The organism is Halosimplex rarum, assembly GCF_047715405.1.
GTDB lineage: Archaea > Halobacteriota > Halobacteria > Halobacteriales > Haloarculaceae > Halosimplex > Halosimplex rarum.
Genome location: NZ_CP180412.1, coordinates 2,164,440 through 2,187,731, shown reverse-complemented (window position 1 = coordinate 2,187,731; position 23,292 = coordinate 2,164,440). Strand labels below are relative to the sequence as shown.

The 23,292-nt window shown below is 63.6% G+C and carries 15 protein-coding genes and 1 pseudogene; 11 read left to right on the top strand and 5 right to left on the bottom strand.

Annotation, left to right across the window (positions count from 1 at the left end; translation table 11 throughout):
* Positions 1-684: 684 nt before the first annotated feature.
* Entirely contained in the window at positions 685-2,853 is a 2,169-nt protein-coding gene (locus tag ACMGFH_RS10520; RefSeq protein WP_415383069.1) for an ABC transporter substrate-binding protein, read from the top strand.
* Positions 2,854-3,682: 829 nt separating this feature from the next.
* Positions 3,683-4,918 carry an iron-containing alcohol dehydrogenase family protein gene (locus tag ACMGFH_RS10515; RefSeq protein ID WP_415383068.1) on the top strand — a complete coding sequence of 412 codons (1,236 nt, stop codon included), beginning with the start codon at positions 3,683-3,685 and terminating at the stop codon, positions 4,916-4,918.
* 49 nt (positions 4,919-4,967) lie between these two features.
* On the opposite strand, the gene ACMGFH_RS10510 is transcribed toward ACMGFH_RS10515, so the two are convergent.
* On the bottom strand, positions 4,968-7,457 hold the full coding sequence (locus ACMGFH_RS10510; RefSeq protein WP_415383067.1) for a hypothetical protein: 2,490 nt from the start codon (positions 7,455-7,457) through the stop codon (positions 4,968-4,970).
* Positions 7,458-7,634: 177 nt separating this feature from the next.
* Between ACMGFH_RS10510 and ACMGFH_RS10505 the strand changes: the two genes are divergently transcribed.
* Positions 7,635-8,057: a hypothetical protein gene (locus tag ACMGFH_RS10505; RefSeq protein WP_415383066.1), complete on the top strand. Its 423-nt coding sequence runs from the start codon at positions 7,635-7,637 to the stop codon at positions 8,055-8,057.
* Between the two features lie 15 nt (positions 8,058-8,072).
* Here ACMGFH_RS10505 and ACMGFH_RS10500 read toward each other — a convergent pair whose 3' ends face one another.
* Entirely contained in the window at positions 8,073-8,981 is a 909-nt protein-coding gene (locus ACMGFH_RS10500) for a hypothetical protein (RefSeq protein WP_415383065.1), read from the bottom strand.
* Between the two features lie 221 nt (positions 8,982-9,202).
* On the opposite strand from ACMGFH_RS10500, the gene ACMGFH_RS10495 reads away from it, so the two are divergent.
* Both ACMGFH_RS10495 and ACMGFH_RS10490 read left to right on the top strand, forming a co-directional pair.
* Entirely contained in the window at positions 9,203-10,387 is a 1,185-nt protein-coding gene (locus tag ACMGFH_RS10495; protein WP_415383063.1) for a tubulin/FtsZ family protein, read from the top strand.
* 132 nt (positions 10,388-10,519) lie between these two features.
* Entirely contained in the window at positions 10,520-11,095 is a 576-nt protein-coding gene (locus tag ACMGFH_RS10490) for a DoxX family protein (RefSeq protein ID WP_415383062.1), read from the top strand.
* Between the two features lie 122 nt (positions 11,096-11,217).
* On the opposite strand, the gene ACMGFH_RS10485 is transcribed toward ACMGFH_RS10490, so the two are convergent.
* A complete protein-coding gene (locus ACMGFH_RS10485; protein WP_415383061.1) occupies positions 11,218-11,877 on the bottom strand; it encodes a GNAT family N-acetyltransferase in 660 nt (219 codons plus the stop codon).
* A 1,059-nt stretch (positions 11,878-12,936) separates the two neighbouring features.
* Between ACMGFH_RS10485 and ACMGFH_RS10480 the strand changes: the two genes are divergently transcribed.
* Positions 12,937-14,187 (top strand): orc1/cdc6 family replication initiation protein, encoded by a 1,251-nt coding sequence (locus ACMGFH_RS10480; protein ID WP_415383060.1) that lies wholly within the window; start codon positions 12,937-12,939, stop codon positions 14,185-14,187.
* Between the two features lie 25 nt (positions 14,188-14,212).
* On the opposite strand, the pseudogene ACMGFH_RS10475 reads toward ACMGFH_RS10480, so the two are convergent.
* A pseudogene (locus tag ACMGFH_RS10475) lies at positions 14,213-14,764 on the bottom strand (MutS-related protein); the annotation flags it as partial.
* Positions 14,765-15,868: 1,104 nt separating this feature from the next.
* Here ACMGFH_RS10475 and ACMGFH_RS10470 point away from each other — a divergent pair.
* The 4 genes from ACMGFH_RS10470 (at position 15,869) to ACMGFH_RS10455 (ending at position 20,337) form a co-directional block, all read left to right on the top strand.
* Positions 15,869-16,987, top strand: a complete 1,119-nt coding sequence (locus ACMGFH_RS10470) for a hypothetical protein (RefSeq protein WP_415383058.1) — start codon at positions 15,869-15,871, stop codon at positions 16,985-16,987.
* 6 nt (positions 16,988-16,993) lie between these two features.
* Complete coding sequence (locus tag ACMGFH_RS10465; RefSeq protein WP_415383057.1) at positions 16,994-18,124, top strand: hypothetical protein; 1,131 nt, start codon at positions 16,994-16,996, stop codon at positions 18,122-18,124.
* 6 nt (positions 18,125-18,130) lie between these two features.
* Entirely contained in the window at positions 18,131-18,796 is a 666-nt protein-coding gene (locus ACMGFH_RS10460) for a hypothetical protein (protein WP_415383056.1), read from the top strand.
* A gap of 731 nt (positions 18,797-19,527) precedes the next feature.
* Positions 19,528-20,337 (top strand): DNA-binding protein, encoded by an 810-nt coding sequence (locus ACMGFH_RS10455; RefSeq protein WP_415383055.1) that lies wholly within the window; start codon positions 19,528-19,530, stop codon positions 20,335-20,337.
* 195 nt (positions 20,338-20,532) lie between these two features.
* Here ACMGFH_RS10455 and ACMGFH_RS10450 read toward each other — a convergent pair whose 3' ends face one another.
* Positions 20,533-21,525: a hypothetical protein gene (locus ACMGFH_RS10450; RefSeq protein ID WP_415383054.1), complete on the bottom strand. Its 993-nt coding sequence runs from the start codon at positions 21,523-21,525 to the stop codon at positions 20,533-20,535.
* Between the two features lie 276 nt (positions 21,526-21,801).
* Between ACMGFH_RS10450 and ACMGFH_RS10445 the strand changes: the two genes are divergently transcribed.
* The gene (locus ACMGFH_RS10445; protein WP_415383053.1) at positions 21,802-22,725 is read left to right on the top strand and encodes an ImmA/IrrE family metallo-endopeptidase; all 924 of its coding nucleotides are present in this window, start codon (positions 21,802-21,804) and stop codon (positions 22,723-22,725) included.
* Positions 22,726-23,292 lie beyond the last annotated feature (567 nt).

Below are 23,292 nucleotides of genomic sequence, written 5' to 3'. Positions count from 1 at the left end.
CAGTGTCTCGGCCTCAATCGATACGAGTGCCGTCTGTGAAACTGCCAAAAACGTCCGATTCAGCGCTTATATGGTCCTATCCGATATTATCGTCGCTAGTCTCGCGGTGCTCTCCCTTCGGTGCCGTCGTCTCCATCCGAGAGACCGGGGCGAGAGTGGCCGTCCGCGGTCCGGCGATTCTCTCGGAAAATCCCACTATATGAAACGATAGAACGTGTCTCGATTCGGTACATATTCGCAGTCGATAATGAATATTACTATGATATCGATGTAATTTTACACCCAGTTCCACCAAACATGGCTTGGTATCGGTAGATTCAAGCTGTCTCGTTGCCAGATTCCCCACAATATTTCCCACATTGTGAAACGCAAAACCTCGTCGACGACCTTTTTATACGGACGGTGAATCGCGGCGATTCAGTGAGTCGCTCCGAGACCTTCTGCGGTGATGTCAGTAATCTTCCCGCGGGCGCGCACGACGATACCACCCGGTTCCGATCGTCATCGTACAACGCCGCGAGGGCGACCATCGTCGCTCAGTAGACGGCGTAGACTGCGCTGTGGCGAGGACGTCGTCGGTCGGAATCCCCCGACATCGCACTCACGAGCCCCTGTGAAGCGAGTGGCAAGTGAGTCACGAATTACTAGGTAATTTTTTTATAGCAAGCGCTGAAGTGGGTTACTATGCGGGAGTATGACAACCTGCGCGATCGATTGTCGCGACGGCAGTACGCACAGTTGCTGGCCGGTGTCGGGATCACTGGCCTGGCGGGCTGTCCGTCGCAGGGTGGAGACGGGACGGCGACCGACGAACCGGCGTCGACGCCGACGGAGACGCCGGGCGACTCGGGGTCCGGGGACACGCCGTCCGACACCGACGAGTCCGGTGAGACGGCGACCGACGAGCCGACGCCGGAAGGCGACCCGGTGACCGACGAGATCCGGATCTTCCAGTCCAACTCGCCGGACGTGTTCGACGCCAACCTCTGGGCGCCCCAGGACAACACGACCGGGATGGGGTTCATGACGGACCTCCACGCCATGAAGAACGTCCACACGGGCGAGATGGCCTACAGCGGCCTGGAGGTCGAGGCGCCGTGGAAGCCCGGGACGGACAGCGTCTCTATCATGACGTGGTACACGGGCTACGAGGTCGAGGCGCCGTACGACATCTACGAGATGCACGACGACCGGGCGACCTACTGGAACGGGGACCCCTTCGACGCCGAGGCGCGCGAGATCCACGACCACGTCCACTACTTCCAGAACGGGAACAAGTTCAACGAGGACACGGCCTTCCAGAGCGAGGCCGTCAGTCAGTGGGAGTACCACCGGTGGAACGCCGACGGGAGCAACGGGCTCGACGACAACCCGCAGGCCAGGCACATCCTCGCGGCCGACGCGGCGCCGAACGACGGCGACATGCCGCTGCACCCGGACTTCACGCAGCCGTACCTGGAGCGCTACCAGGACGCCTCTTCGGCCGACGAGTCCCAGGCGGTGACCGACGACCTGATCGGCGACCGGATCACGCTCCAGCGACTGATGGACGAGGGCTGGGGGAGCGGCCCCTACGAGCTGCGCTCCGACGACGACATCGGGTCCGCGCGGCTCACGCTACGTCTCCGCGACGAGGCCGCGGCGAGCAACGGTGACACGGAAGTCGCTCACCCGAACGCCGCCAACACCAACGTCTCCAAGCTCGCCCTCATGTGGGGCGAGGGCGACCGCCGGAACACGCTCGCCGGGAACGGGTCGCTCGACCTCAACGGCAACATCATCGCACCGAACAGCCTGTTCCCTCGCGAAAGCCTGCCGGACCACATGCAGGAGCTCACCCGCTGGCTGCGTTCGTCCGGCGGTGACAAGTGGCGGTTCAACTGGCACAGCGACCACCTCCAGAATCTCTGGGTGCGCCGCGCCCTCGTGGCGGCCGTCGACTGGAGCGCCGCCGGTGCGAACGGCTGGGGCGACGAACGGTCGGTCCCCATCGAGAACCACACGTACCTGCTCGACGCCCAGTCGCAGGCGACGTTCTCCAGCGACTTCCTCGACAGCCTCCACGGCTGGCCCGTCGAGTCCGACCCCGAGGCCGCAGAGCAGTACCTGCAGCGCGGCGGCTACAGCAAGCAGGGCGGCCAGTGGGTCGACCCCAGCGGCAACCCCGCCAGCATCGACATCATCTACCCGTCCGCCATCGCCGACTACGCCGGCGCCGCCCAGACGATCAAGGCGAACCTGAGCGAGATCGGGTTCGGCGTCAACTTCAGCAGCCAGGGCTGGTCGACCTGGCAGAGCAACCTCAACGCCAGCGACGGGCTCAACTACGAGTCCTCGGTCTTCTGGCACGGCTACGGCAACCCGTTCGGGTACTACAACAGCACGGCCGGTCCGCTCGCCGGCACGCTGGTGATGGGCAAGGCCGACGACCCGTCCACGCGGGTCGACCGCGACACGGAAAAGGACTCCCAGGGCAAGCCGCTCCAGGTCCAGATCCCCTCGGAGGTCGGCTCCATCGACGCTCCCGACGAAGCCGGTATCAACCCCGATCTCTCGAACGGCGAGGAGATCAACCTGGCCGAGATCGTCTACGACATCCGCGATCCGGAGACGTCCGAGGAGCAGCTTCAGGAGCTCTACCAGAAGTGCGCCCGGTACTACAACTACTACCTGCCCCACTTCGTGTTCCACCAGTACAACTGGGGCGCCTGGGGCAACGTCCGCGACTTCGAGTGGCCGGAGCCGGGCCACCGCGGACTCGACTACGAGCGCGGCTTCGGTATCAGCTCAACGCTCATCCTGGGCGGGCTCATCGAGGCCAGCTACGACACCGACTTCCAGGCGCCGGAGTAAGCCGACCTGGACCGGCCCGTCGGCCGTCGCGCCTTCGAAGTCCGAGACGCCTCGACTGAACCATCGACCCGCCGCCTTCGGATCGGCCTGACCGGTTCCGGGCCGTCACTCGGGTTCCGCCGCTTTCTCGACGCGGCACCGCGGAACCCCGTATCACTCCTTGTCGCCCGATCGGCGAGCGTCGCGACCGTGTCGTCGCGATTCGTCGTTCTCGTCCCAACCGGTGAGTCGACGTGATCGATCCGTCCGCAATATGTCTAGGTTCGTGACTTGATTGAGAAGATATCCGCTATTTGATTTATTTGCCCGTGAATTCGGTCGTTCGAATAGAACGGTCCAGATACACCGTAATGGACGTAAAATCAGCGTATTATTGGTGAGATGGTTTCGAAGTGTGATTTTGATCGTCTGCTTAGCTCGCTGGCGGGACCCGATACAGTCCTGCGAAAACGAAACTACGCGACATCCCCGAATACACTACGGTATATAACAATAAATAATTCATCATACCATCGCTATTTATACGATCGGACTTCCAGTTTCGGACGTTCGGAGAATGACACTGGGGTGGCGTCGATCGAATGCCGTCGATCGGGGACGGGCGTCGGACTACGAGGAGTCCCAGAGTGCGAGCGTCCGACAGCGGAGCGTCCCAAACCGGGAGCGTGCGAGAGTGGTGTCTCCTGCAGGGAAATAACCGTTTTCGTCCCGTCTTCGATCCCGGAGCGATCCGGCGATTCCGTGGGCGGGACGCCCGACAGCGCACGGGGCGTCAGGCGCGATCGTCGACCCCGACGGACTTATGGATCGATCGGCCGAATTCGGGGATATGGCGCCCGAGGCACGCGGTTCAGAGCGCGGCTTCTCGTTCGACTACGACCCGGGCGAACTCCGCTGCGCTCGGGGATGCGTGGCCCAACTCGAAGCGGTGCTGGCCGAGCGCGGCCTGACTGACGCGCTGGTCGTCACGGGCTCGAACGTCGGGGCGAATCGCGACGTGATGGACCCGGTCGAAGCGGGGCTCGACGACCGACTCGCCGGCGTGTTCGACGAGACGACGCCCGCGAAGTACCTGCGGACGGGGCTCGACGGCGCCCGCCGCGTCCGCTCGGAGGGGATCGACGCGCTCGTCGCGGTCGGGAGCGGGAGCAGTCTCGACGTCGCCAAGGTGATCAGCGCGCTGACGAGCCACGACGACGTCGAGGCCGCCGCGCAGGGGGCGCTCGAATCCGGGGAGGTCACCGTCGCGACTGACGGCGATCCGACGCCGGTCGTCGCCGTCCCGACGACGCTCGCGGGGGCGGACCTCTCCGTCATCGCCGGCGTCGGCCTCACGCTCGACCCGTCCGGGCTCTCTGACCGGGAGATCCCCAATGGCTCGGTCGGGGACCGCCGACTCATGCCGACGGCGCTCTGTTACGACCCGGCGCTGTTCGAGACCACGCCGAAGGGCGTGCTCTGCGCGTCGGCGATGAACGGGTTCGACAAGGCAATCGAGTGCCTCTACTCGCGCTATCGGACGCCAGTGACCGACGGGACGGCGATGCGGGCGCTCTCGCTCATGCAGTCGGGGTTCGAGACGCTGCCGCGGGATCAGATGGACGAGGGCAAACTGTACGACGCGGTCGCGGGTGTCGTCCTCGCCCAGTACGGCATCTCGACGCCCGGGACGTATCGGGCCTCGGTCATCCACGCGTTCGGCCACGGTTTCTCCCACGATTACGACGCTCACCAGGGGACGGTCCACGGCATCGTCGCGCCGCACGTCCTCCGCTACGTCTTCGACGAGGTCGACGGGCGACGGGATCTGCTCGCCGAGGCGCTCGACGTCGACGACCCGGCCACCGGCGACGACGAGACCGCCGATCGCGCCGTCGACGCGGTCGCGGCAGTCAGCGACGACCTCGAACTCCCTTCGCGACTGCGCGCTATCGACGGACTCGCGCGTGACGACTTCCCGACCATCGCCGAGGCGATCCGTAACGACGGGCTGATGGGCGGCGCTCCCGAGGGGCTCGACCCGTCGGCGGAGGAGATCGAAGCCGTCCTCGATGCGGCGTGGTAGGCGACGCTACCGACTGTTTCTGCGGAAAAAAGGGCGGTGGGCTCCGCGATTACTCGGCGGCCGCGGCGGTCGTCGAGTTGGTCGCACCGGCGCTCCCACTGGCGCTGTTGCTACCACCGGCGCTGTCGCCGCCGCTGCTGCTGCTGTCGCCGCCACTACTGCCGCCACTGATGCCGACGCCTCCCTCGTCGCGTTCGCCGTCGGTCCCGTTAGTCGACTCGACGACTTCGACGGGGACGGTGATCGCGTCGGGGACGCCGTAGGGGATACCGTCTTCGTCGACGACCCAGTCGACGCGGAGCGTGATCGTGTTGTTCCCGGGCTCGATCTGTTCGTTGCCGAAGGTGTTCGTCTCGACGCCGAACGTTCCGACGGTGACGGTCCCGTTGCCGGTGTTGCCGTCGAAAGCCGTGGCCGAGGCCTCGGCGCTGTCGGAACTACCACCGGCCCCCGCGGAGAGCCGCGAGGCGTTGATGTGCAGTCCGAGGTCGGGCCAGACGGCGGGGTGACCGGTCCGATTCGCGGATATCGAGAGGGCGCTGATACCGTTGTCGACGCCCGAGAGCGTGAGGTTCGTCTGCGCCGTCCCGTTGATCGGGAGGGTCAGCGACGACTCGTTCAGCGAGAGCCCCACGGTGCGGTTGGACTCGTGTGCGACGACGAGGCGGGCGTTGGCGGACGCGCCGGCCTCGCGCGTGTCCACGGCGCTGACCTCGACCTCGTAGAGGCCGGCGTCGAAGGCGGCCGCGGAGGCGTTCATCCTGACGTCGCCGCTGGCTTCGAAGGCGGCGACGGGATCGCCGCCGACCCGTTCGACGCCGGTGAACCCGTCGACGTCGTCGAACGCGTCCCGGAGTTCGTCGGCCGAGACCGACTCGCCCTGGTTGTCTTCGACGGCGACTTGGAGGTCGTAGTCCGGACGCTCGGAGCGCAGCGACAGCGAGACGCGGTCCTCGCCGGCGGCCGCGTCGACGAACGTGCGGTTGGTCTCCAGGTAGAAGAAGTCCTGGCTCGCGAGGGTGAACGCGGCCTCGGAGTCGGTACCCGTGCCGACGACGGCGCCGTCTTCGAGGACGAGCGACTCGCCGTCGTCGTTCCGGAGCACGTACTCGCCGTCGGTCAGCGTCGCCGATTCGAGGACGGCCTCGCCGTCGTCGAGGGAGACCCGTCGGACGACGTGGGGTTCGAAGAAGTCGGTCTCGTCGGGCACTCGCACGAGATCGTAGGTGGCGCCGTTGGCACCGCGGTCGGCGAACCGGAGGTTCTGCCCGCGGTAGGCCGTCTCGTTGGAGGTGACGTCGACGTCGGCCCGGAGACGGTCGCTGTCGCCGCTGCTGGTCCGGGGGATGGTGATCGTCGACTCGGTGGTCGCGATGCGGTCGGACAGGAGGCCGGTCAGGCCGGCGAGTCGGAGTTCGCCGTCGACGCGGCTCGCCGCGGTGAGCGAGCCGTTGAACTGCGAGGCCTCGTCGAACAGCTGGCGCCCGTCGTCGCCGACGCCGCGGACCCGAACCGTCGTCGCGCCGCGGAACTGGTTCTGTCCCTGTTCGAGGAGGACGACGCCGTTGCGGTGGGCGAAGACCTGCTGGACTCGGCTCTCGTTGCCGACGCCGTAGAGGCGGCTCCAGCGGGTGACCCCGTCGTCGTCGACGCGGCTGACCCACGCGTTCGTCGAGTAGCTGCCACCGAAGCCGGACTGCGTGCCCGCGAGGAGCGCGCCGCCGTCGTCCGTGGGGACCGCGCCGACGACGCTCTGGTCGACCGAGCCGCGGACGGTGTGGTTGAACTGCACCTGGCCGGACGAGCCGGTCCGGAGCACCCAGGGGTTCGAATAGCCGGCGTTCCCGGCGACGAGGAACCCGTCGTCGGTCGTCCGGAGCGACGTCGGGGAGGCGTCGACGCCGTAGGTTTCGCTCCAGACGGCGTCGCCGCCCGAGAGTTCCGTCAGGCGGACGCCGTCACCGCCCGGAAGCCCGAACGCCACGGCGACGCCCTGGTCGGTCGCGCGCATCGTGTCGGCGGTCCCGCCGTACGCCGACATTGCGCTCGCGTTCAGTTCGTGACGCCAGGTGACGTCACCGTCGCTCGTGAGGTGAACGACCTCGACGGTCGTCTCCGCCGGGTACGTCTCGACCTGGACGTCCCGCGTGGTAACGAGCGCGTACACGTCGCCGCCGTCGCCGACGGCCACGTCGGCCACTTGCGTGGTGGCGTTGGTCGTCGAGAACGTCCGCTTCCAGTCGACCTGATCGTCCTCGTCGAAGCGGACGAGCGAGCCGTTCAGCGCGGGGGAACCCATCCGGATGCTGTAGTTCTCCGGGAGTTCGATGCCGCCGACGACGGTGCCGCCGTCGTCGGTCCCCGCGAACGCTATCGGGACTGTAGTTGCGGAGGGACTGTTCGATTGCGTGTCCGCCGCGTCGGCGGACGGGGTGGAGGGCCCTGCGGCGGCCGCACCCGCCGGCACGACTGCGGCGAGCGTGCCGGCGACGACAAGCGCGGCCAGCCAGCAGGCGGCTGCGGTTTCCGTTCTGGACATGTGATCGATCCGAAACCCGCAACTACGTAGTAGGTTTCGCTTACTCAAATGGGGCCTTTAGTTACCCGTTCTACACGGGGGCGGCCGGACGCCAGCGAGCCGACGGGAACGCCCAGCCCACATCGGACCGCCCCCGGCCGCCAGACGTTTATGGTGTCGAAGCGCCAACTGGTAGACGTGACAGAGGGATACGACCCGGCGGAGGTGCCGTGTTACGAGGACCAGGCGACCCGGGACGCGGAGTACGAGCGCGCGGAGCGAGAGCGGACGCCGTTTTTCGCCGTCGAGCGCTACGAGGAGGGGTACGCGGTCACCTACGACCTCCTGCCGGCCGGGAGCGAACTCGCCAGGCCGGCGCGGAAGGAGCTCGACGAGCGGCTGACGCGCGAACTGGAAGACCTGGTCGGCGACCCGGGGGTCCCGACCCGCGAGGCGAGCAAGAGCGTCGGCGCGTCGCTCGGAAGCATCTCCCTGTTCGATCGCGAGGAGACCGCCCGACGCGTCGCCGCGGTCGCGGCGCGGTTCGTCCTCGACGAATCGAACTGGGTGGACGCGACCCCGCCCGAGGGGTCGACGGGCGCGCAGTTCCGAGAGAACTGACCGACTGCGGAACGGTCAGGCGGTGTCGCTCACGACGGCGTCGGCGTGCGCCGCGGGGACGACGAGCAGTTGCTCGTCTCGTTCCAGTTCGTCGCCAGTCGCGAACACGATATCGTCACCGCCTGCGACGCGGACGCCGTCGTAGACGCTCTCCCAGTGGTCGAGCACCTCGTCGGGGACGGTGACGATACGGTTCTCGTCGACCTGCGTGCTGGCGACGTATCGGACGTCCTCGCCCTCCTCGATCGGGTCGTAAAGCTGCGAGACGACGACCCCGTCGTCGTCGCGGATCCCCCACACGACCTCGGCGTTCATCGAGAGGAACTCCTGATTGAACGCACGCTGGGGCGCCGGTACCTCGTTGCTGTGTTCGTCGAAGGCCGCCGCCCCCAGCCGATCGTCGGCGAGCGGGGCCGCTTCGCCGGTCGACTCATCGGACTCCGCGCGCTTTTGCCCCCCCGTCTGGTCGCCCGATTCGTCGCCCGGTTCGACCGCGCTCCCGACGTCAACGCCGGTGTCGACGACCGACGAGGCCTCGTCACCGCTCGCGTGGTCGGGCTGCCTCTCGAACTCGCCGGCGGCGCTCTCGATGTCCGGGGCCGTGTCGACGACGTCCGACTGGTCGATGTCGATCCGCTCGCCCCCGTCGCGGCGTGAGCGGCGCTGGACGGCCGCGATCGCGAGGAGGCCGGCGCCGACCGCGAGCCGGCCGAGGCCGCGAGCGCGGTCGCCGGCCCGGATGTCACGTAGGCCGCTGACGACGGTCGCGCCGCCACCGAGGCCGGCGAGCGCGCCCGAGCGTGCGCCCTTCCGCACGTATCCCGAGATCTGCTCCATCTTCCCGCCGCTGCTCCCCGCGTCGCGCTGCCGGTCGCGGTCGCCGCGCTCGTCGACTGACTCGTGACTCGCGTCTCCGTGGCTCATGCTGTCCGTCCCTTGGGCCTCGACGCGTAAATCCGTGCGGTCGGGCCGTGTTCTCCGTCGGTCTGGCTGGCGCGTCCAGGCCGGAGAGCGTCGGTAAGACGCCGTATAACAATACCCGTGTCGGCCGCGAGTCCGAAGCGACACGGGGCGACGTCGGCGTCGGGATATCGAGGGCTTACCGCGGGTAAGTGCCGACCACTGACCCCCGTCACGAGGCAACCATGAAAGTAGCACTCATCGGCTTCGGACAGGCGGGCGGCAAGATCGTCGACGAGTTCGTCGACTACGAGCGCCGGACGGGACTGGACATCTTCAGCTCCCCCATCGCGGTCAACACGGCGAAGACCGACCTGCGCGGACTGGAGAACGTCCCCGTGGACAACCGCGTCCTCATCGGACAGGCGCGCGTCAAGGGCCACGGCGTCGGCGCGGACAACGAACTGGGCGCGGAGATCGCCGAGCAGGACGTTGGCGAGGTCCAGAGCGCGCTGGACGAGATACCGGTTCACGAGGTGGACGCGTTCCTGATCGTGGCGGGGCTGGGAGGCGGGACGGGCAGCGGCGGCGCGCCGGTGCTCGCCAAGCACCTCAAGCGCATCTACACCGAGCCCGTCTTCGGCCTGGGCGTCCTCCCGGCGGCCGACGAGGGCGGCATCTACACGCTCAACGCCGCCCGGTCGTTCCAGACGTTCGTCCGCGAGACGGACAACGTGCTCGTGTTCGACAACGACGCCTGGCGCCAGACCGGCGAGTCGATGGCCGGCGGCTACGACCAGATAAACGGCGAGATCGTCCGCCGGTTCGGCATGCTCTTCGCCGCCGGCGAGACCGTCGGAAACGACCAGGTCGCCGAGAGCGTCGTCGACTCCTCGGAGATCATCAACACGCTCGCGGGCGGCGGCGTCTCCACGGTCGGCTACGCCTCCGAGACGGTCGAACGAGACGACGGGGGGCTCCTCTCGCGGATGGGTGGTGCCAGCGACGAGAGCGTCGTCGACGACATGCAGGAAGCGAACACGACCAATCGCATCACGTCGCTGGTGCGAAAGGCGGCGCTCGGTCGGCTCACGCTCCCCTGTGATCTGTCGGGAGCCGAGCGCTCGCTGCTGGTCGTCGGCGGGCCGCCCGAGTTCCTCAACCGGAAGGGCATCGAGCGCGGGCGGTCGTGGGTGGAGGAGGAAACCGGGAGCATGGAGGTTCGCGGGGGCGACTACCCGATTCCCGACTCCGAAACGGTCGCGAGCGCCGTCCTCTTCTCGGGCATCCACAAGGTGCCGCGGATCAAGGAGCTCCAGCAGGTTGCCATCGAGGCCAGGGAGAACATCGACCAGTTGCAGTCCGAGCGCGAGGACAACCTCGACAAACTGCTCAACGAGGGCGCGGAGGAGATCGCACCGCTGTACTGAGCCATTTGTCTCGCTCGACGGCCCGAGTCGAATAATTCTCGTAACGTATCGAGAACCATGCTACCGCGTATACATATCACTTTATTACCCCATACGTCGTCTATAGAAGTAGGAAGTTCTCTTCCGCCTACTATGACCGCAGCAACCACTTCCCCAGACACTCGTAACACGTTCCAGAGCACCGTCGGCGGCTACACGGTGGGCGGGCGCGCCCACAGTCTGTCTGCCTGGTTCGTCCTCTCACTCCGTCTCATGATGGGGTGGGCGTTCGCCTACTCCGGGTTCACGAAGATCACCGCAGCGGAACCGTTCGGCGCGGGCGGCTACCTGGCCCACAGCGCGGCGACGAACGGCAACCCGCTGGCCGGGCTGTTCGCCTGGATGGGGTCGACGCCGTGGTTCGTCGAGTTCGCGAACGTCGCGGTCCCGTGGGGCGAGCTGTTCATCGGGCTCGGGCTACTCGTCGGTGCGCTGGTCCGCCTCGCGGCGTTCTTCGGCGCGCTGATGATGCTCATGTTCTACTTCGGGAACTGGGACATCGCCCACGGCCTCATCAACGGGGACTTCGCGTACATGCTCGTGTTCCTCGCGGTCGCCGCCTTCGGCGCCGGCCGGATCCTCGGCCTTGACGCGTGGATCGAGAACTACGACCTCGGCGGACAGACGCTCGGAGAGCGCTACCCCGTCCTCGAATACGTCCTCGGATAGCCCTCTTTTCCGCACTCATTCGTCGTCTGCTGTCCTTCCTGCGTATGGTTTTCGCCCGCTCGCTCTGGCTACGTCCCAATGGGGCGGGTCAGTCCGGCGCGGCTGGTATCGACGCGGCCGGCTTAGTCGGACGCGGCCGGGCCCGGTACGGTCGGCGAGAGGTCCCCACGGACCAGCGGCGGATGCCGACACGACACGGTGTCGGCGGACGAGTCAAGCGGCCGGCGCATCCGGAGGACGCTCCTCGGTCGCCCCGTCTGGGTGTACGAGACGTCCTCGACCGCTTTGAACCCGAGGGTGTCGTAGAGCCGGCGAGCGGGCCGATTGCCGGGCTGGACGACGAGGGTGAGCGCGTTGCGGTCGCCGACGACGGCCGTCGCGAGGACGTGCTCGCTCACTTCGGTCCCGATACCGCGGTGCTGGTAGTCCTGGTGAACGAAGACTGCGAACTCCGGTTCGGCGTCGTCGGTCGGCGTGTACAGCGCGTGACCGACGACTCGCTCCTGCCCGACGACGACGAAGTTACACCCTTCTTCCAGGAGGCCGTCGAGCCAGTCCACGATCCGCGAGCGATTCCGCGGCGGCAGTCCCTGCGCTCGTTCGCCGGGCGCGAAATCGTCGTACATGTCGACGAGCGCGTCACGGTCGTCGGCCGTCGGCGGGCGGACGACCCAGCGGTCTCCCTCCGTGTCGACGAATCGCGGACACCGCGGAGGACAGTGGATCGATCCCTCACACTCCGTCGGCGCCCAGTACGTACACGCGTCGTCGCTGTCGCTCATATTCGAGTCTCTATCGCCGGAACGGATAAGGGGGTGAGCCCGCTCTCAGTCTGCGGGAACGGGCGGTGACGCGGTCGTCGCGGGTAATGCGGCTTGTCTGCGGACGATCACCGAGGAACGCGTGTCGAACCGTCCCGATCGAGATGGGGTCGGAGTAGCGACTGGGGGGACACACACCGGATTCCGAGTTAGTGGGGGGTTCGGCGGGGTCGAGTGTCTCTGTGGAGGGTGAACTAACTCGGAATCCGGTGTGTTCGCACTAGAACTAGCATTCTGTCGAGATTATTGTAGTGAACGTAGAAAAAGACAGTAGTGCTAGCTAAGTGCTGATAGCTAAATGATGCTAGCTGAGTGGCACTAGTTGTGTGGTGTTTGGTGGGGGTGGTGCTTGGTGGGGGTGGTGCTAGGTGGGGTGAACGCTAGTGTGTTTGAGTAGCCTATCGAACTGGGACTGTTTGGCCGTGAATCGATCTGTCTGTCCTCACGGAGTGTCATACTGTCGTCGAACTAACTCGGAATCCGGTGTGTGTCTGGTTCTGTAGTTCGTTCGGTGGCCGTCAGACTAACTCGGAATCGGGTGTGTCTCCGGTCGGATCGGATTCGGGACGACCGTTCCGTCCCGCGAAACTAACTCGGAATCCGGTGTCCGTCCCGAGCGGACCGGATCTCCTCCCCGAAATATGCCATTCGAGCAATATCTCGGGGACGTTGTTCCCGTTCTCCAGGGATCCGCCTCCGACTAACTCGGAATCGGGTGTGGGTCCCCGATCGACGGCCATCTGCCAGCGTTCGGTCGATCGGTGACTCGGAATTAGGTGTGTGTCCCCCCATCGGCGGTGGTCGATCACCGTCCGTCTGTCGCCACGGGCCGAGTCGCCGGACCGGCGTGATCGGTACCGAACGCCGAGCGTCTGACGCTAACTCGGAATCTAGTGGGGGATTACCGAGTTCGGAGTTACGTCGAATCCGCCCCTATCCTGAAAGATAGGTTCTACTGGCGGGTAACTAACTCGGAGTGTAGTGGAAACATTTTTCAGCGGGCCACCGAACAGGGGAGTCATGCAGGAGCGTCGGAACGCGGCGACAGCGGAGGGGGACGAGCTGTTCCAGTCCGTCGACGAGGGCGGTGACGACACGATATTCGCGAACCGGGAGCTACTCAACATCGACCACGTCCCGGACGAGGCCCGGATCGTCGGTCGCGACGAACACATCCGCGACCTCGCCAACGAGGTCGGCCCGGCCGTCACCGGCTCGCCGCCGAACTCGGTCATCCTCTACGGAAAGACCGGTTCCGGGAAGTCGCTCGTCGCGAACCACGTCATGGAGCGCGCCCGGAGCGAGGCCGAGCGGCGCGCCAACGACCTCGCGACGGTGACCGTCGACTGCGCCCAGGCGAAGGGCGAAGCCGACACGATCCAGACCATCGCCGAGGGCATCAACACGCCCGACACGGGCGTCCAGATCCCCACGCGCGGCATCTCGACGAACGAATACTACAACCGCCTCTGGGAGATCCTCGACCGGGAGTACGACGCCGCGCTCATCACGCTCGACGAGGTCGACCGCCTCGGCGACGACAACGTCCTGATGTTGCTCTCCCGGGCCCGCGAAGCGGGGAAGGTCGACGTCCCGATCGGCATCATCTCCATCTCGAACAAGGTGAACTTCCGCGAGCAGATGACCGAGCGCGTCAAGAGCAGCCTCGGCCACAACGAGTTCATCTTCGACCCCTACGACGGCGAACAGCTCCGACAGATACTCGAAAACCGCCGCGACGCGTTCCGCGACGGCGTCCTGAACGCCGGCGTCATCCCGAAAACGGCCGCGCTCGCCGCCCAGCGCCACGGTGACGCGCGCAAAGCCATTCGCCTCCTCCGCCACGCCGGCGACTACGCGAAGAACAACGGCATCGCAGAGGTGACCGAGAGCCACCTCGAACGCGCGCAGGAGCAGGCCGAGGTCGAGCGGCTGAAGGAACTCATCGCCGGCCTCCCGCCTCACAGCAAGTACGTTCTCTATGCTCTCGCAAACCTCACCGCGAACACGTCCGAGGAACAGGACTGGTTCCGGACGACCGTCATCTACGACGTGTACCAGAAGGTCTGCGCCGCGGAAGGGGCGGACGACCTCACCACGGACTCGATCCGCGGGCTGCTCAGCGAACTCGCTTTCCTCGAAGTCACCGAGTCGAATCAGGAACACGGCGGTATGGGCAAGGGCACCTACAAGGAACACCGGCTGCTGTGGGAACCGAGCGTCGTCTTCAAGATGGACCCGAACCCGGCGCAGGTCGACGTCGATCAGTAGCGCCCGCTCGACCCCGATTCACCGATCACTCCTCGTCTAGCTGTTCCTGCCACTCCTGGACCTTCGCCATCAGTTCGACGGGTGGCGTCTCGTTGACGTCGATGTCGGCCAGCGTCTCCAGCACTTCGGGTACGCCTTCCCCGAACTCGTCGGCGAGCACGGCTTCGGGGTCGGGTTCACCGCCGTCGGCCGTCGCAGGGGTGTCCGAGCTGGCAGCCGTTCCGCGCTCTGAATCCCCGCCGCTATCGCTATCGGCCGTGAATTCCCCTTGTTCGAGGTCGAACACGGCCTGCACCGGCTCGCCACTGCTCCCGCCTTTCGCCTCGATGGCCTTCTCCTCGCGGAGCTTCTCCAGCACGTCGCGCGAACGGTCGACCACGGGGTCGGGCACGCCTGCCAGGTCCGCGACGTGGATCCCGTACGAGCGGTCGGTCGGCCCCTCGCGGACCGTCCGCAGGAAGGTCACGTCCCCGTCGGACTCGTCCGCGGCGACGTGGACGTTGTAGACGCGGTCGAGGTGGTCGGCCAGCGTCGTCAGTTCGTGGTAGTGCGTCGCGAACAGCGTCTTCGCCCGGACCACCATTTCAACTCCAGAGAGACACGACTACCCAGCGGAACTAACATCAATTTTGTACTCCGCAAATGGATTCTCCCGTCCGTACCAAATTGTCACGATTGGCATTTTTGGCCGGTATAAACAGTCTCCCAGGGGAGAAACACTCGTGTGTGACTGGAGCGACGTGAGTGGGGGCATGCCAGTTTCGTAGCACACTCGGGCGGAACGGACGAGAGACGGGTGTGAGAGTGTCCGTTCACGAGACGGCAGACGCATGGGACAGGCACACTGTCGCTGTGTACACGCACAGTCGATCGTCACACACGGCTGCCGTCTTGCGATTTCGACTGTGGCGGCAGGTGGCGTCCAGAACCGAGCACGAACAGTCGGCCTGCCGGAGTCACGATATCGCTGAAATCAGAGCGACGAGCGTCTACAACGGGAGGTTTCCCATCGACGAATGCTACCAACCTCATCGACCCTCGAAGTTCACACTCACGGCTGGATCGCCACGAGACCGTTGTTACCGGTCGCTATCGCCGATCGTGACACACAAGCGGTGGCTCGAGCACGCCCGAGTGGCCCGTTCGGCGGTCGTGACGGCGTGACATTCGTCGTGAAGTCGAGTGATGTAGATCCCGACGAATCCGTCCACGCTCCGCGTATCGCTATCGTATTGACTCAGTCTTGCGTCTGGATTCTTTGTTGCTTTCGATTGATTCGACGACCGTGATAGCGGGCGCTAACAGTGCTGGACTCGCTTGCGATGGCTGTCTCCACCCATCTGAGAGTTTCGCGGTCTCCTCAGAGCGAAGCCCCGAGATATTCTCATCCCGCTCGAACAGTCACACGGCACTCATCTCGATAGCAGCCTGCGGGACGGATTCGAAAAAACGGATCCACGAAGCGAGTCACACAATTGTCCGAGTAACAGGGGTGGATCGCTACCCGACGACGGCTCTCCCAAGTCGGATATGGAATTGATCCATCCCCTTCTTCGAAATCACTTCCACTACGCTCTCCCCAGATTGATACGTGAGCACACGCTATCCTCACCTGAAAGACAAGAAACTAATGCGAGCCCGCAAATTTGCAACCTAACCCGACCGAAACGAGGACCCGACCGTGGAAGACACCAATCTGTACCAGTTCACTGACCTCGAAACCTTAGAGACGCTGTACGCGTGGGCCAATGAGGCCATCGAGCAGGAGGAGAACCCGGTCCGGTCTCTCACATTCATTGCAGAAGAGAACCCGAAGCAGATTTTCGCGAATGACACTCCTACCGGGTTCACCGTCGAGATCGAGGAGCGCGAAGAATTTCTGCAGATCGATCTGACACGCCGCATCAAAGGGTCCGGTGAGGATTACAACGAGGATGGGTACAAATTCCTCTCGGGGACGGTCTCTGTCTTCGGCCATCCCGAGACGGAAGCGTACACCGCCTTTGCTGTCTCTGACCGGGAGTTCTTCAATCAGGCAGTCCGCAGGTACATCCAGGGACTTCCGCCTACCGTCTCGACTTCGTTCCTCTCCACTGGCGAGCTCCGACAGCTCCTGAACAAGCTGAGCGACGAGATAAACGGGAATTTCTATGTGACGAAGGGAGTGACAAAATCTCCCGGCGGAGACACCGAAGTCAAATACTTCGACAACAGCCGATATTTCGACCTATTCAACATCGAGGAAGTCAGTGAACAGAACTACTACGTCGATAAAATCGAATTCGAACTCCGACAGTCCAGACACGAGTTCCGCGGGCAACTCTCTCGAAAGGGAGTTTCACGCTACGTAAGTGGCAATCAGAGCATCTACTTCAAGAAGATCCTCCCGAACTTGGCGACACTCCTCTCAGCAAAAGGCGACCTCTTCAACGATAAAGCTCGGGAGTACGGATCCCGGGAAGCAGACACGATAGAGATCCTCTACGAGGAGGGGGCGATCAAAGGCCGCGAGGAGAATGTCCGACTCATCAACGCACTGGAGGGTCTCAAACGCTCCTCGATTACCGTCTATCACAAAAATCCGTACATGCATGCGTCGGTCTTGGACTACGAAGATGGGACGAACGCTGACGTCTTCCTCACTTCAGATCGCCGCGTGAGTATTGTTCCCGGCTTCAATGCTTCTCGGAAGTCTCTGTCCCGGATCTGCGACCGGATCAACCAGGGGTTCCTCGAGGGTGATGTCTCCGAAGGGAACGACCGCAGCAAGGACCCCGAGGAGTATTTTGTCTCAGGGTGACACGTCGTGAGGGGACAGAACCAGTATGAACACTGTGTCGAGCAAGCATTCGCGGAGTTTCGCACTTACGACGAAGTTGTCGATATCGTGGCTGCCTGGGAGCAGTTTCTCAGCGACATCAGCGTAGCGGATGCGTTCGATTTCCAGTGGTTCCCTGACCCCATCACGGCGGCTGCTGCTGCCGAACAAACACCCACGTTCACTGCATCGCTCACCCCGGAGTACTGCCTCGTGGCCGACGTAGTCCAAGACGTCGCCAGTGATGTAGCGGTCTTCCGGGAACAGTTGGCCCCCTTCACGACCATCGAAACAACCGATCTCGCGATCAACGGTACGAAGCCAGAGACTGTTGACATCTGTCTCCTCATCGCCGACGAGCAGGCCCAAACAGCGCGGGTCCATCTGGATTCGTTCGACGATACATTCCTTCGAGACCCCAACCTCGTTCCATTAGAATTCAGTCTCATCGACCAAGACACCAAGCCGAAATACAAATTCGAACGAATGTCGTTGGTCGGCGAGAATTTCCGGGATGGATCCCTACCCGACCACGCACAGATGAGTCCACGACTCTCTTCTGACGGCAACTTGGCTACTATTCAGATCCCGATCACGGATTTCGACCGGCACAAGGCGACCGGTGTGCTCTGCAACAAACAGCCCCCGAGTCTCTATCTCGCGTGCCACATGTGGGATCGGGTGTTCTACGACCAACTCAATGACAGTCAGCAGATCGAGTGGCAGCGTGGAGACCCTGACCAGACACTCACGTTCGAGGTTGCGGTTGATTCGCTAACTGACGACCTCAACGAGTATTATATCCCCAATGGATCGGTCAGTTCAGACTGGGTCGACGAGACGTTGGAATACCTCTGCATCGTCGAGACAGCACACAAGCTGACGGACACCCAATATCGGGTCGACTTCCGTAACCTGCGCGAGAAACGCCGGGAGTACAAAGACGTCGTCGTTCGTGGTGGGGAGTTTTCGGACTTGGCGATGCTGTTCGCAGGGTGGCACTGTGAGAACGAAGTGGAGCTTGACGAGGGCGATCTACACGAACTGACAGAGCCGAGCGACCCGACGGGTGACATGGAGGCACCCGATTACACACAACCCACTCTCGGGGAGTATTGACCGACTATGGCAGGGGATGATCCCTCAGCAAGGGACGAACGAGAGTCACACCTGCATCTGACGGAGAAGTACGATCGAATGGTCGAAAGTCAGTTGAGTGCGCTCACAAATGTCGATACGAACGCCTGGCGGGCCGCCCGTCTCATCGGGATCTTGCTCGGGATTCTTCTCACTGGGCTCTCGATCGTTGCGCAAGGTGAGAACCCGACGGGAACGTTCTCACCAGCCGTTCTGAGTTTTCTGATTCTGGGAGTGGTCTCATTGCTAATATCGTTGGTGTTTGCTGCAGTCAGTATTCTCAACGTGAAAGTCGGCTATGGCCCTGGAACGCACCTCACAGACGGGTTAACTGACGGCGACGTCAGCCCGGAGGCCTACCCGGGTATCGTGTCGAAGAACCTGGCAAAGAACATCGAGAAGAACAATCGCGTTCTCGCCTCGAAGGCCGACAAACTGCGGTATACGTACAATTTCCTTATTGTCGGACTCGTCGCTTTTTCCACCGGTATTGGATTCCTGATCACCTCCCCAGACTGGAGCGGTGTCATTGTCGTTAGTCTGATTTCGGTGCTGGTGATGGTGGGAATCTCCGACTATATTCTCCGCAAGAAGTACGATGACGATGACGGGAGCGACGACGGTAAAGAGAGCGATGCCGGAACTCACCGATAACTGTGGTCCCAACAGCAAGTCTGTCGACTTTGTTGCTGAGTCCCGTAGTACGAGAGATGTGCTTGACACACAGCCACACTTGAAACACAGCAGCAGCTGAAGACCGAGCGTCATCGTATCTTCCAGTTGGGCCCTCCAAATTGGCAAATGATAGTGATCGCAGTCGTCGGCAGTGGTGAAAGCCCTCGGCGCGCTCGCGGTCGCTGCGACGGGATATCCGTACTCTCCGCACCGCCCGCACGGATAGTGCCCGCGCAGGCGACTGAACTGCACGCGAGCCCGCCTCGCCCTTTCAGTCCGCCAGGTGCGCGGTTGGGTCCCTGAACTCGCCGTCGGTTGTCTGTGTGCGTCGTGACGGCTCGCCACGCGCGGTGCGTGCCGCCCTGCGCGTCGCTCGCGACCGACCATTCCGGGCTGCCTGCCTGCAGTAGCGGGCGGGCTGCCGGGCTAAAGTGCATGTGCCCTCGCGCCAGCGGGTAAGCGCGGGGGGTTGCGCGGCGTGGCTGCTCACCCCCCACGCTTACTCCGCTGGCCGCTCGCTCCGGGCGGGTCACCCGCGCGTGGCTGGTTTTTGGTCGCCCCGACAGCGCTTCTTGCTCGCGCCTGTTGGGCGCTCGCGAAGGCGCGAGCGAGACGCGCAGACGAGTCTGTCGGTCGTGGTCGTCGGAAAACCGCGATGTAAGGGCATCGCGGTGGCAGGCGCGTGAGCGCCTTCAGGAGTCGGAACCCCAATGTCTAGTGAAACGCGATTCGGTAGTAAAGTTTCGGACGCACAGGCGGACGACCAAGACGTCGACGCGGCGGTCGAGGAGACGCCGGAACTGCGGCGGTCGGTCGATCAGGAGATTCAGGGGAAGGTGGATACGAACCATCCCGAGGCCAGGCCCGAGGGCATGACCCTGGAAGGCGAAGAACGCTTCAGAGCACGGGAAGTCGAGATTCGACGCACCCGGCAACGGTGGGACCGGCGCCAATCCTCGAACCGTGAACAGCGGACGCGCGACGTGGTCGGGTCACAGACGCGATACACCCAGGAAGATCGGCCAGACGATCCACGGACCAAGTTGAGTCAGGAGCAGTTGGCGGAAGTCAACAAGCGTGCAGCGCAGATTGCGGATGAGCTGGACGGACGTTCCAGAGCAGGGGCGGCGTATCGACTCGCCAAGAAGGTCGCCGAAGGCGTGGACATGCTGAACGCGGCATTGCTGGTCAAAGAGGAGATGCACGCCTCACCCGGGGTGCCAGTCCCAATCGAGACGCTCGAGGCGGTGCCACGGTCGACAGTCGACATCGAAGGAACAGTGACGACGCTCTGGAAGTCGGATAATCCAGCGATTCAGCAAGTTGGGTTGATCGAGGACGACTCAGGGCGGACGAAGTTCACCATCTGGGAGAAGAGCGACAAACCGTGGGTTGAAGAAGGACAGACGGTACGACTGCGCGAGGTGGAGAAGAGCTGGTACGAGGGCCGTGTCTCGGTGGCTGTCACTGGCTGGAGTACCATCGAGTTCCCGGATCGCGGTCGGTGGTGGACTAAGTAGCGGTCACTGATTGTCCTCTTTTTTATTTAGTGCCGGACCAGCCCGAACCCCGCCTCCCCACCCTCCGCTCCGTGCTCGTTCCTGCGCGCGCAGCCACGACCTCAGTCACCGATCCCGCAGTTCTCCATGGACCTAGCGGGTGGATGTGTGACTCGTATTGGTTTGTGCTCTTAGTTGCGGTGAGACTTCCATCGCTCACGGCCGCTCGAGTGAGGCGGCCACGAAAATGACTCCGTTCGTGGGCGGATCGAGTGCATGGATCGCATCGAGGGTGTATGCGTCGGGCTGCGGACCGCTGGGCGTCGTGTACCCGAGTGTGCCGACCGATCGCAGGTGATTGTACAGCGAGCGCTCGGGCCCAGAGGTATCGATGGGGAGATTTTCACTGAAGATGCCAAAGACCGGGTTCTGCCCAGCGTGCGAAATCCGTGGCGTGGTATCGGCCTCGGGCGTGTCGATCGCTTCGTCGACCGCGTGGAGGAAGGGGACTGACGTCGTACTGCCCTGGAGGGTGAGCCGGCGGAGCGGCCACGGGAGCGTGCGGGCTGGCGGGTCGTCGGTAACCGCTTCGAACAACCGCTGGATGCGTGTCATGTTGAGCGGCAGCCCGTGACTGAGGAGGCCGTACTCGGCGCTGAAGTTATCGCTCGGGTCACCTCGTCGGACCTTGCAGTAGAACAGGCCATCGGCCGTCGGCCAGACACAGGCGCCGGTCACGGTGTCAGAGGGGTTGATGGTCCGGGAGTCGGTATCGCTGGTGGGATCGGGGCCGATTCTGGGACTCTCTGCTTCGATGTCGGCGACGAGACTGTCGATACAGTACAGGTCGTCGATAAAGCGGCCGAACGTATTCGACGACAGCTGGACCGCGTGTTTTCGGAGGCTGTAATAAAACGTCTGCGGGCCGTAGCTCGGGTCGAGTCGTGACGTGGCCGTGTCGAGGTCGGCAGCGATGTCGTCGACCGTCAAGTCAGGTTCGATGGTTCTGATCGCCTGCAGCCGGGCGGCGCCGTACTCGGTTGTCGGGAGGAACTCGTGGGGGAGATGGACGACGACCGTGGGGACGTCGATACGAGCGAGGATACGCTCGTCGAACCGTGTCGGCTCCAGTCGTGGTTTCTCGAACGCGGCGCGGGCGGTGACGTCCTTTGGAAGGCGTTCAGTCGTATCGAAGGGCAATTGGACCATGGGTACGTGATTGATTCAGGTGGTTGTATGCCGATGCCGTCGATCGAATGTGTAACTCAATGATGTAATAATATACTTGTTTTCGTGCGGGCGATCGGTGTGGGCCTCAGTGAGTGTCGTATTCGTGGTGGCATCGCGCTGGCAATTGGAACTAGTGTCGGCGGTGGTGCTGATCGTATCTCTGACGGGTACTGGGAGAGACGTGGTGTTTTTGTGCGCCCCCGAGGGGTGGGGCGCGTCCTGCCGGAGGCGCTCCGACGAACGGAGTCGCTACATATGGAGTCGACTGACTCGTCGGTCTCGTTCGACGAGGCCGACACACGAGACGCCGAGATGCACAGTGCCGTCGACGAGTGGATCGACGATCTGGTCGCGGCCGTCGACGAGGTACGGGCCAGCGAGGAGTTCCAGGAATGGCTCGACATCCAGCAGCGCTTCCACGACTACTCGTATCGGAATACGCTTCTCATCAAACAGCAGTGCCCCGACGCGACGAAAGTCGCGGGGTATCGGACGTGGCAGGAAGAGTTCGATCGGTACGTGAGGGAGGGCGAGTCGGCCATCTGGATCTGGGCGCCGATCATCACGACGCGCTGTCCCGAGTGCGAGAACGCGCCAAGTTATCACGAGCAGATCGGGTGTGACTACGACGAAACAGAACCTGAAGCGTGGTCAGAAGGGCTGGTCGGGTTCACACCCGCGCCGGTCTTCGACATCTCCCAGACCGAGGGTGAGCCGCTCCCGGAGCTGGAGACCGACGCGGCCGGGGACGCCGGTGACCTCCTCGGCCGGGTGTTCGACATCGCCGACGAAGTTGGGGTATCCGTACGTGTCGTGCCCGACGAAGTGTGGCCACATGGGAACGCAGACGGCGTCTGTCGGTGGCCTGAGGGACGGGATGAGGAGCCGGTCGTCGAGCTACGGGACCGACCGGACAGAGCCGCAGTCGCCGGGACGCTCGTCCACGAGTATGCCCACGCGCTCTTACATTCCGGGGACCTCGACAGGTCTGAGCGGGCGAAACGCGAGATCGAAGCGGAAGCGGTCGCCTACATCGTCGGTCGCCACTGTGAGCTGGATATGAGCGGGTCCGCGTTTTACCTCGCCGCGTGGGATTCGGAATGCGCGGACGCGATCCGGGCTCGGCTCCAACGGATCAGTCAGACTGCCAGAGAACTCATTGGATATCTGAATAACTAACAACTGCTTCATGAGCTGCCGAAGGCTCTTCAGTAGAAGTCGCATGGCCGGATCCATTTTGCTCTAAGGTGGCGATAGCCCAACCCGAGCCCCCGTGGCAGGATTTCACGTTGTGATCAGGAACAGAGGCCGATACAGCTTTCCTGAGCGAGGGTCGACGCGCATAGATGCTTGGCACTAGACTTATGGCCGCAGACCGATTCGACCCAGATATGAATTTGGAGGAAACCGTCGACCACCTGGCCGAAGAGTTCGATCTCGAGCGGAGCGAGCACGTTCGAAAGGTCGCGCGATCGGTTGCGGAACTCCGCGACTGATAAGAAGCGGTTGGTGACTTCCCGCTCGACGAATTCCGCTTCGGTCGGTCAGACACTGTCGACGAGATTGGCTCGCTCCGCATGTTCCAGAATTTCTTCGGCGAATCGGATATAGTGTTTCTCAGGGTGCTCGGCGCATCGAGACAACGCTTTCTGCCAGTGCATCTCAAGCTACACGATCCGGCCCATCGAGACGGCGTTTTCCGCGGACCGTGTTGAAGCTACGTACTCGTCTGCCTCCGAGACCGCT

What these genes read in the sequence shown, in the direction of transcription:
- ACMGFH_RS10450 (WP_415383054.1), bottom strand. Translation starts at nt 21,525, where the DNA reads ATGGTCCAATTGCCCTTCGATACGACTGAACGCCTTCCAAAGGACGTC.
- ACMGFH_RS10495 (WP_415383063.1), top strand. Translation starts at nt 9,203, where the DNA reads ATGAAAGTAGCACTCATCGGCTTCGGACAGGCGGGCGGCAAGATCGTC.
- ACMGFH_RS10510 (WP_415383067.1), bottom strand. Translation starts at nt 7,457, where the DNA reads ATGTCCAGAACGGAAACCGCAGCCGCCTGCTGGCTGGCCGCGCTTGTC.
- ACMGFH_RS10445 (WP_415383053.1), top strand. Translation starts at nt 21,802, where the DNA reads ATGGAGTCGACTGACTCGTCGGTCTCGTTCGACGAGGCCGACACACGA.
- ACMGFH_RS10515 (WP_415383068.1), top strand. Translation starts at nt 3,683, where the DNA reads ATGGCGCCCGAGGCACGCGGTTCAGAGCGCGGCTTCTCGTTCGACTAC.
- ACMGFH_RS10520 (WP_415383069.1), top strand. Translation starts at nt 685, where the DNA reads ATGCGGGAGTATGACAACCTGCGCGATCGATTGTCGCGACGGCAGTAC.
- ACMGFH_RS10485 (WP_415383061.1), bottom strand. Translation starts at nt 11,877, where the DNA reads ATGAGCGACAGCGACGACGCGTGTACGTACTGGGCGCCGACGGAGTGT.
- ACMGFH_RS10460 (WP_415383056.1), top strand. Translation starts at nt 18,131, where the DNA reads ATGGCAGGGGATGATCCCTCAGCAAGGGACGAACGAGAGTCACACCTG.
- ACMGFH_RS10480 (WP_415383060.1), top strand. Translation starts at nt 12,937, where the DNA reads ATGCAGGAGCGTCGGAACGCGGCGACAGCGGAGGGGGACGAGCTGTTC.
- ACMGFH_RS10500 (WP_415383065.1), bottom strand. Translation starts at nt 8,981, where the DNA reads ATGAGCCACGGAGACGCGAGTCACGAGTCAGTCGACGAGCGCGGCGAC.
- ACMGFH_RS10490 (WP_415383062.1), top strand. Translation starts at nt 10,520, where the DNA reads ATGACCGCAGCAACCACTTCCCCAGACACTCGTAACACGTTCCAGAGC.
- ACMGFH_RS10455 (WP_415383055.1), top strand. Translation starts at nt 19,528, where the DNA reads ATGTCTAGTGAAACGCGATTCGGTAGTAAAGTTTCGGACGCACAGGCG.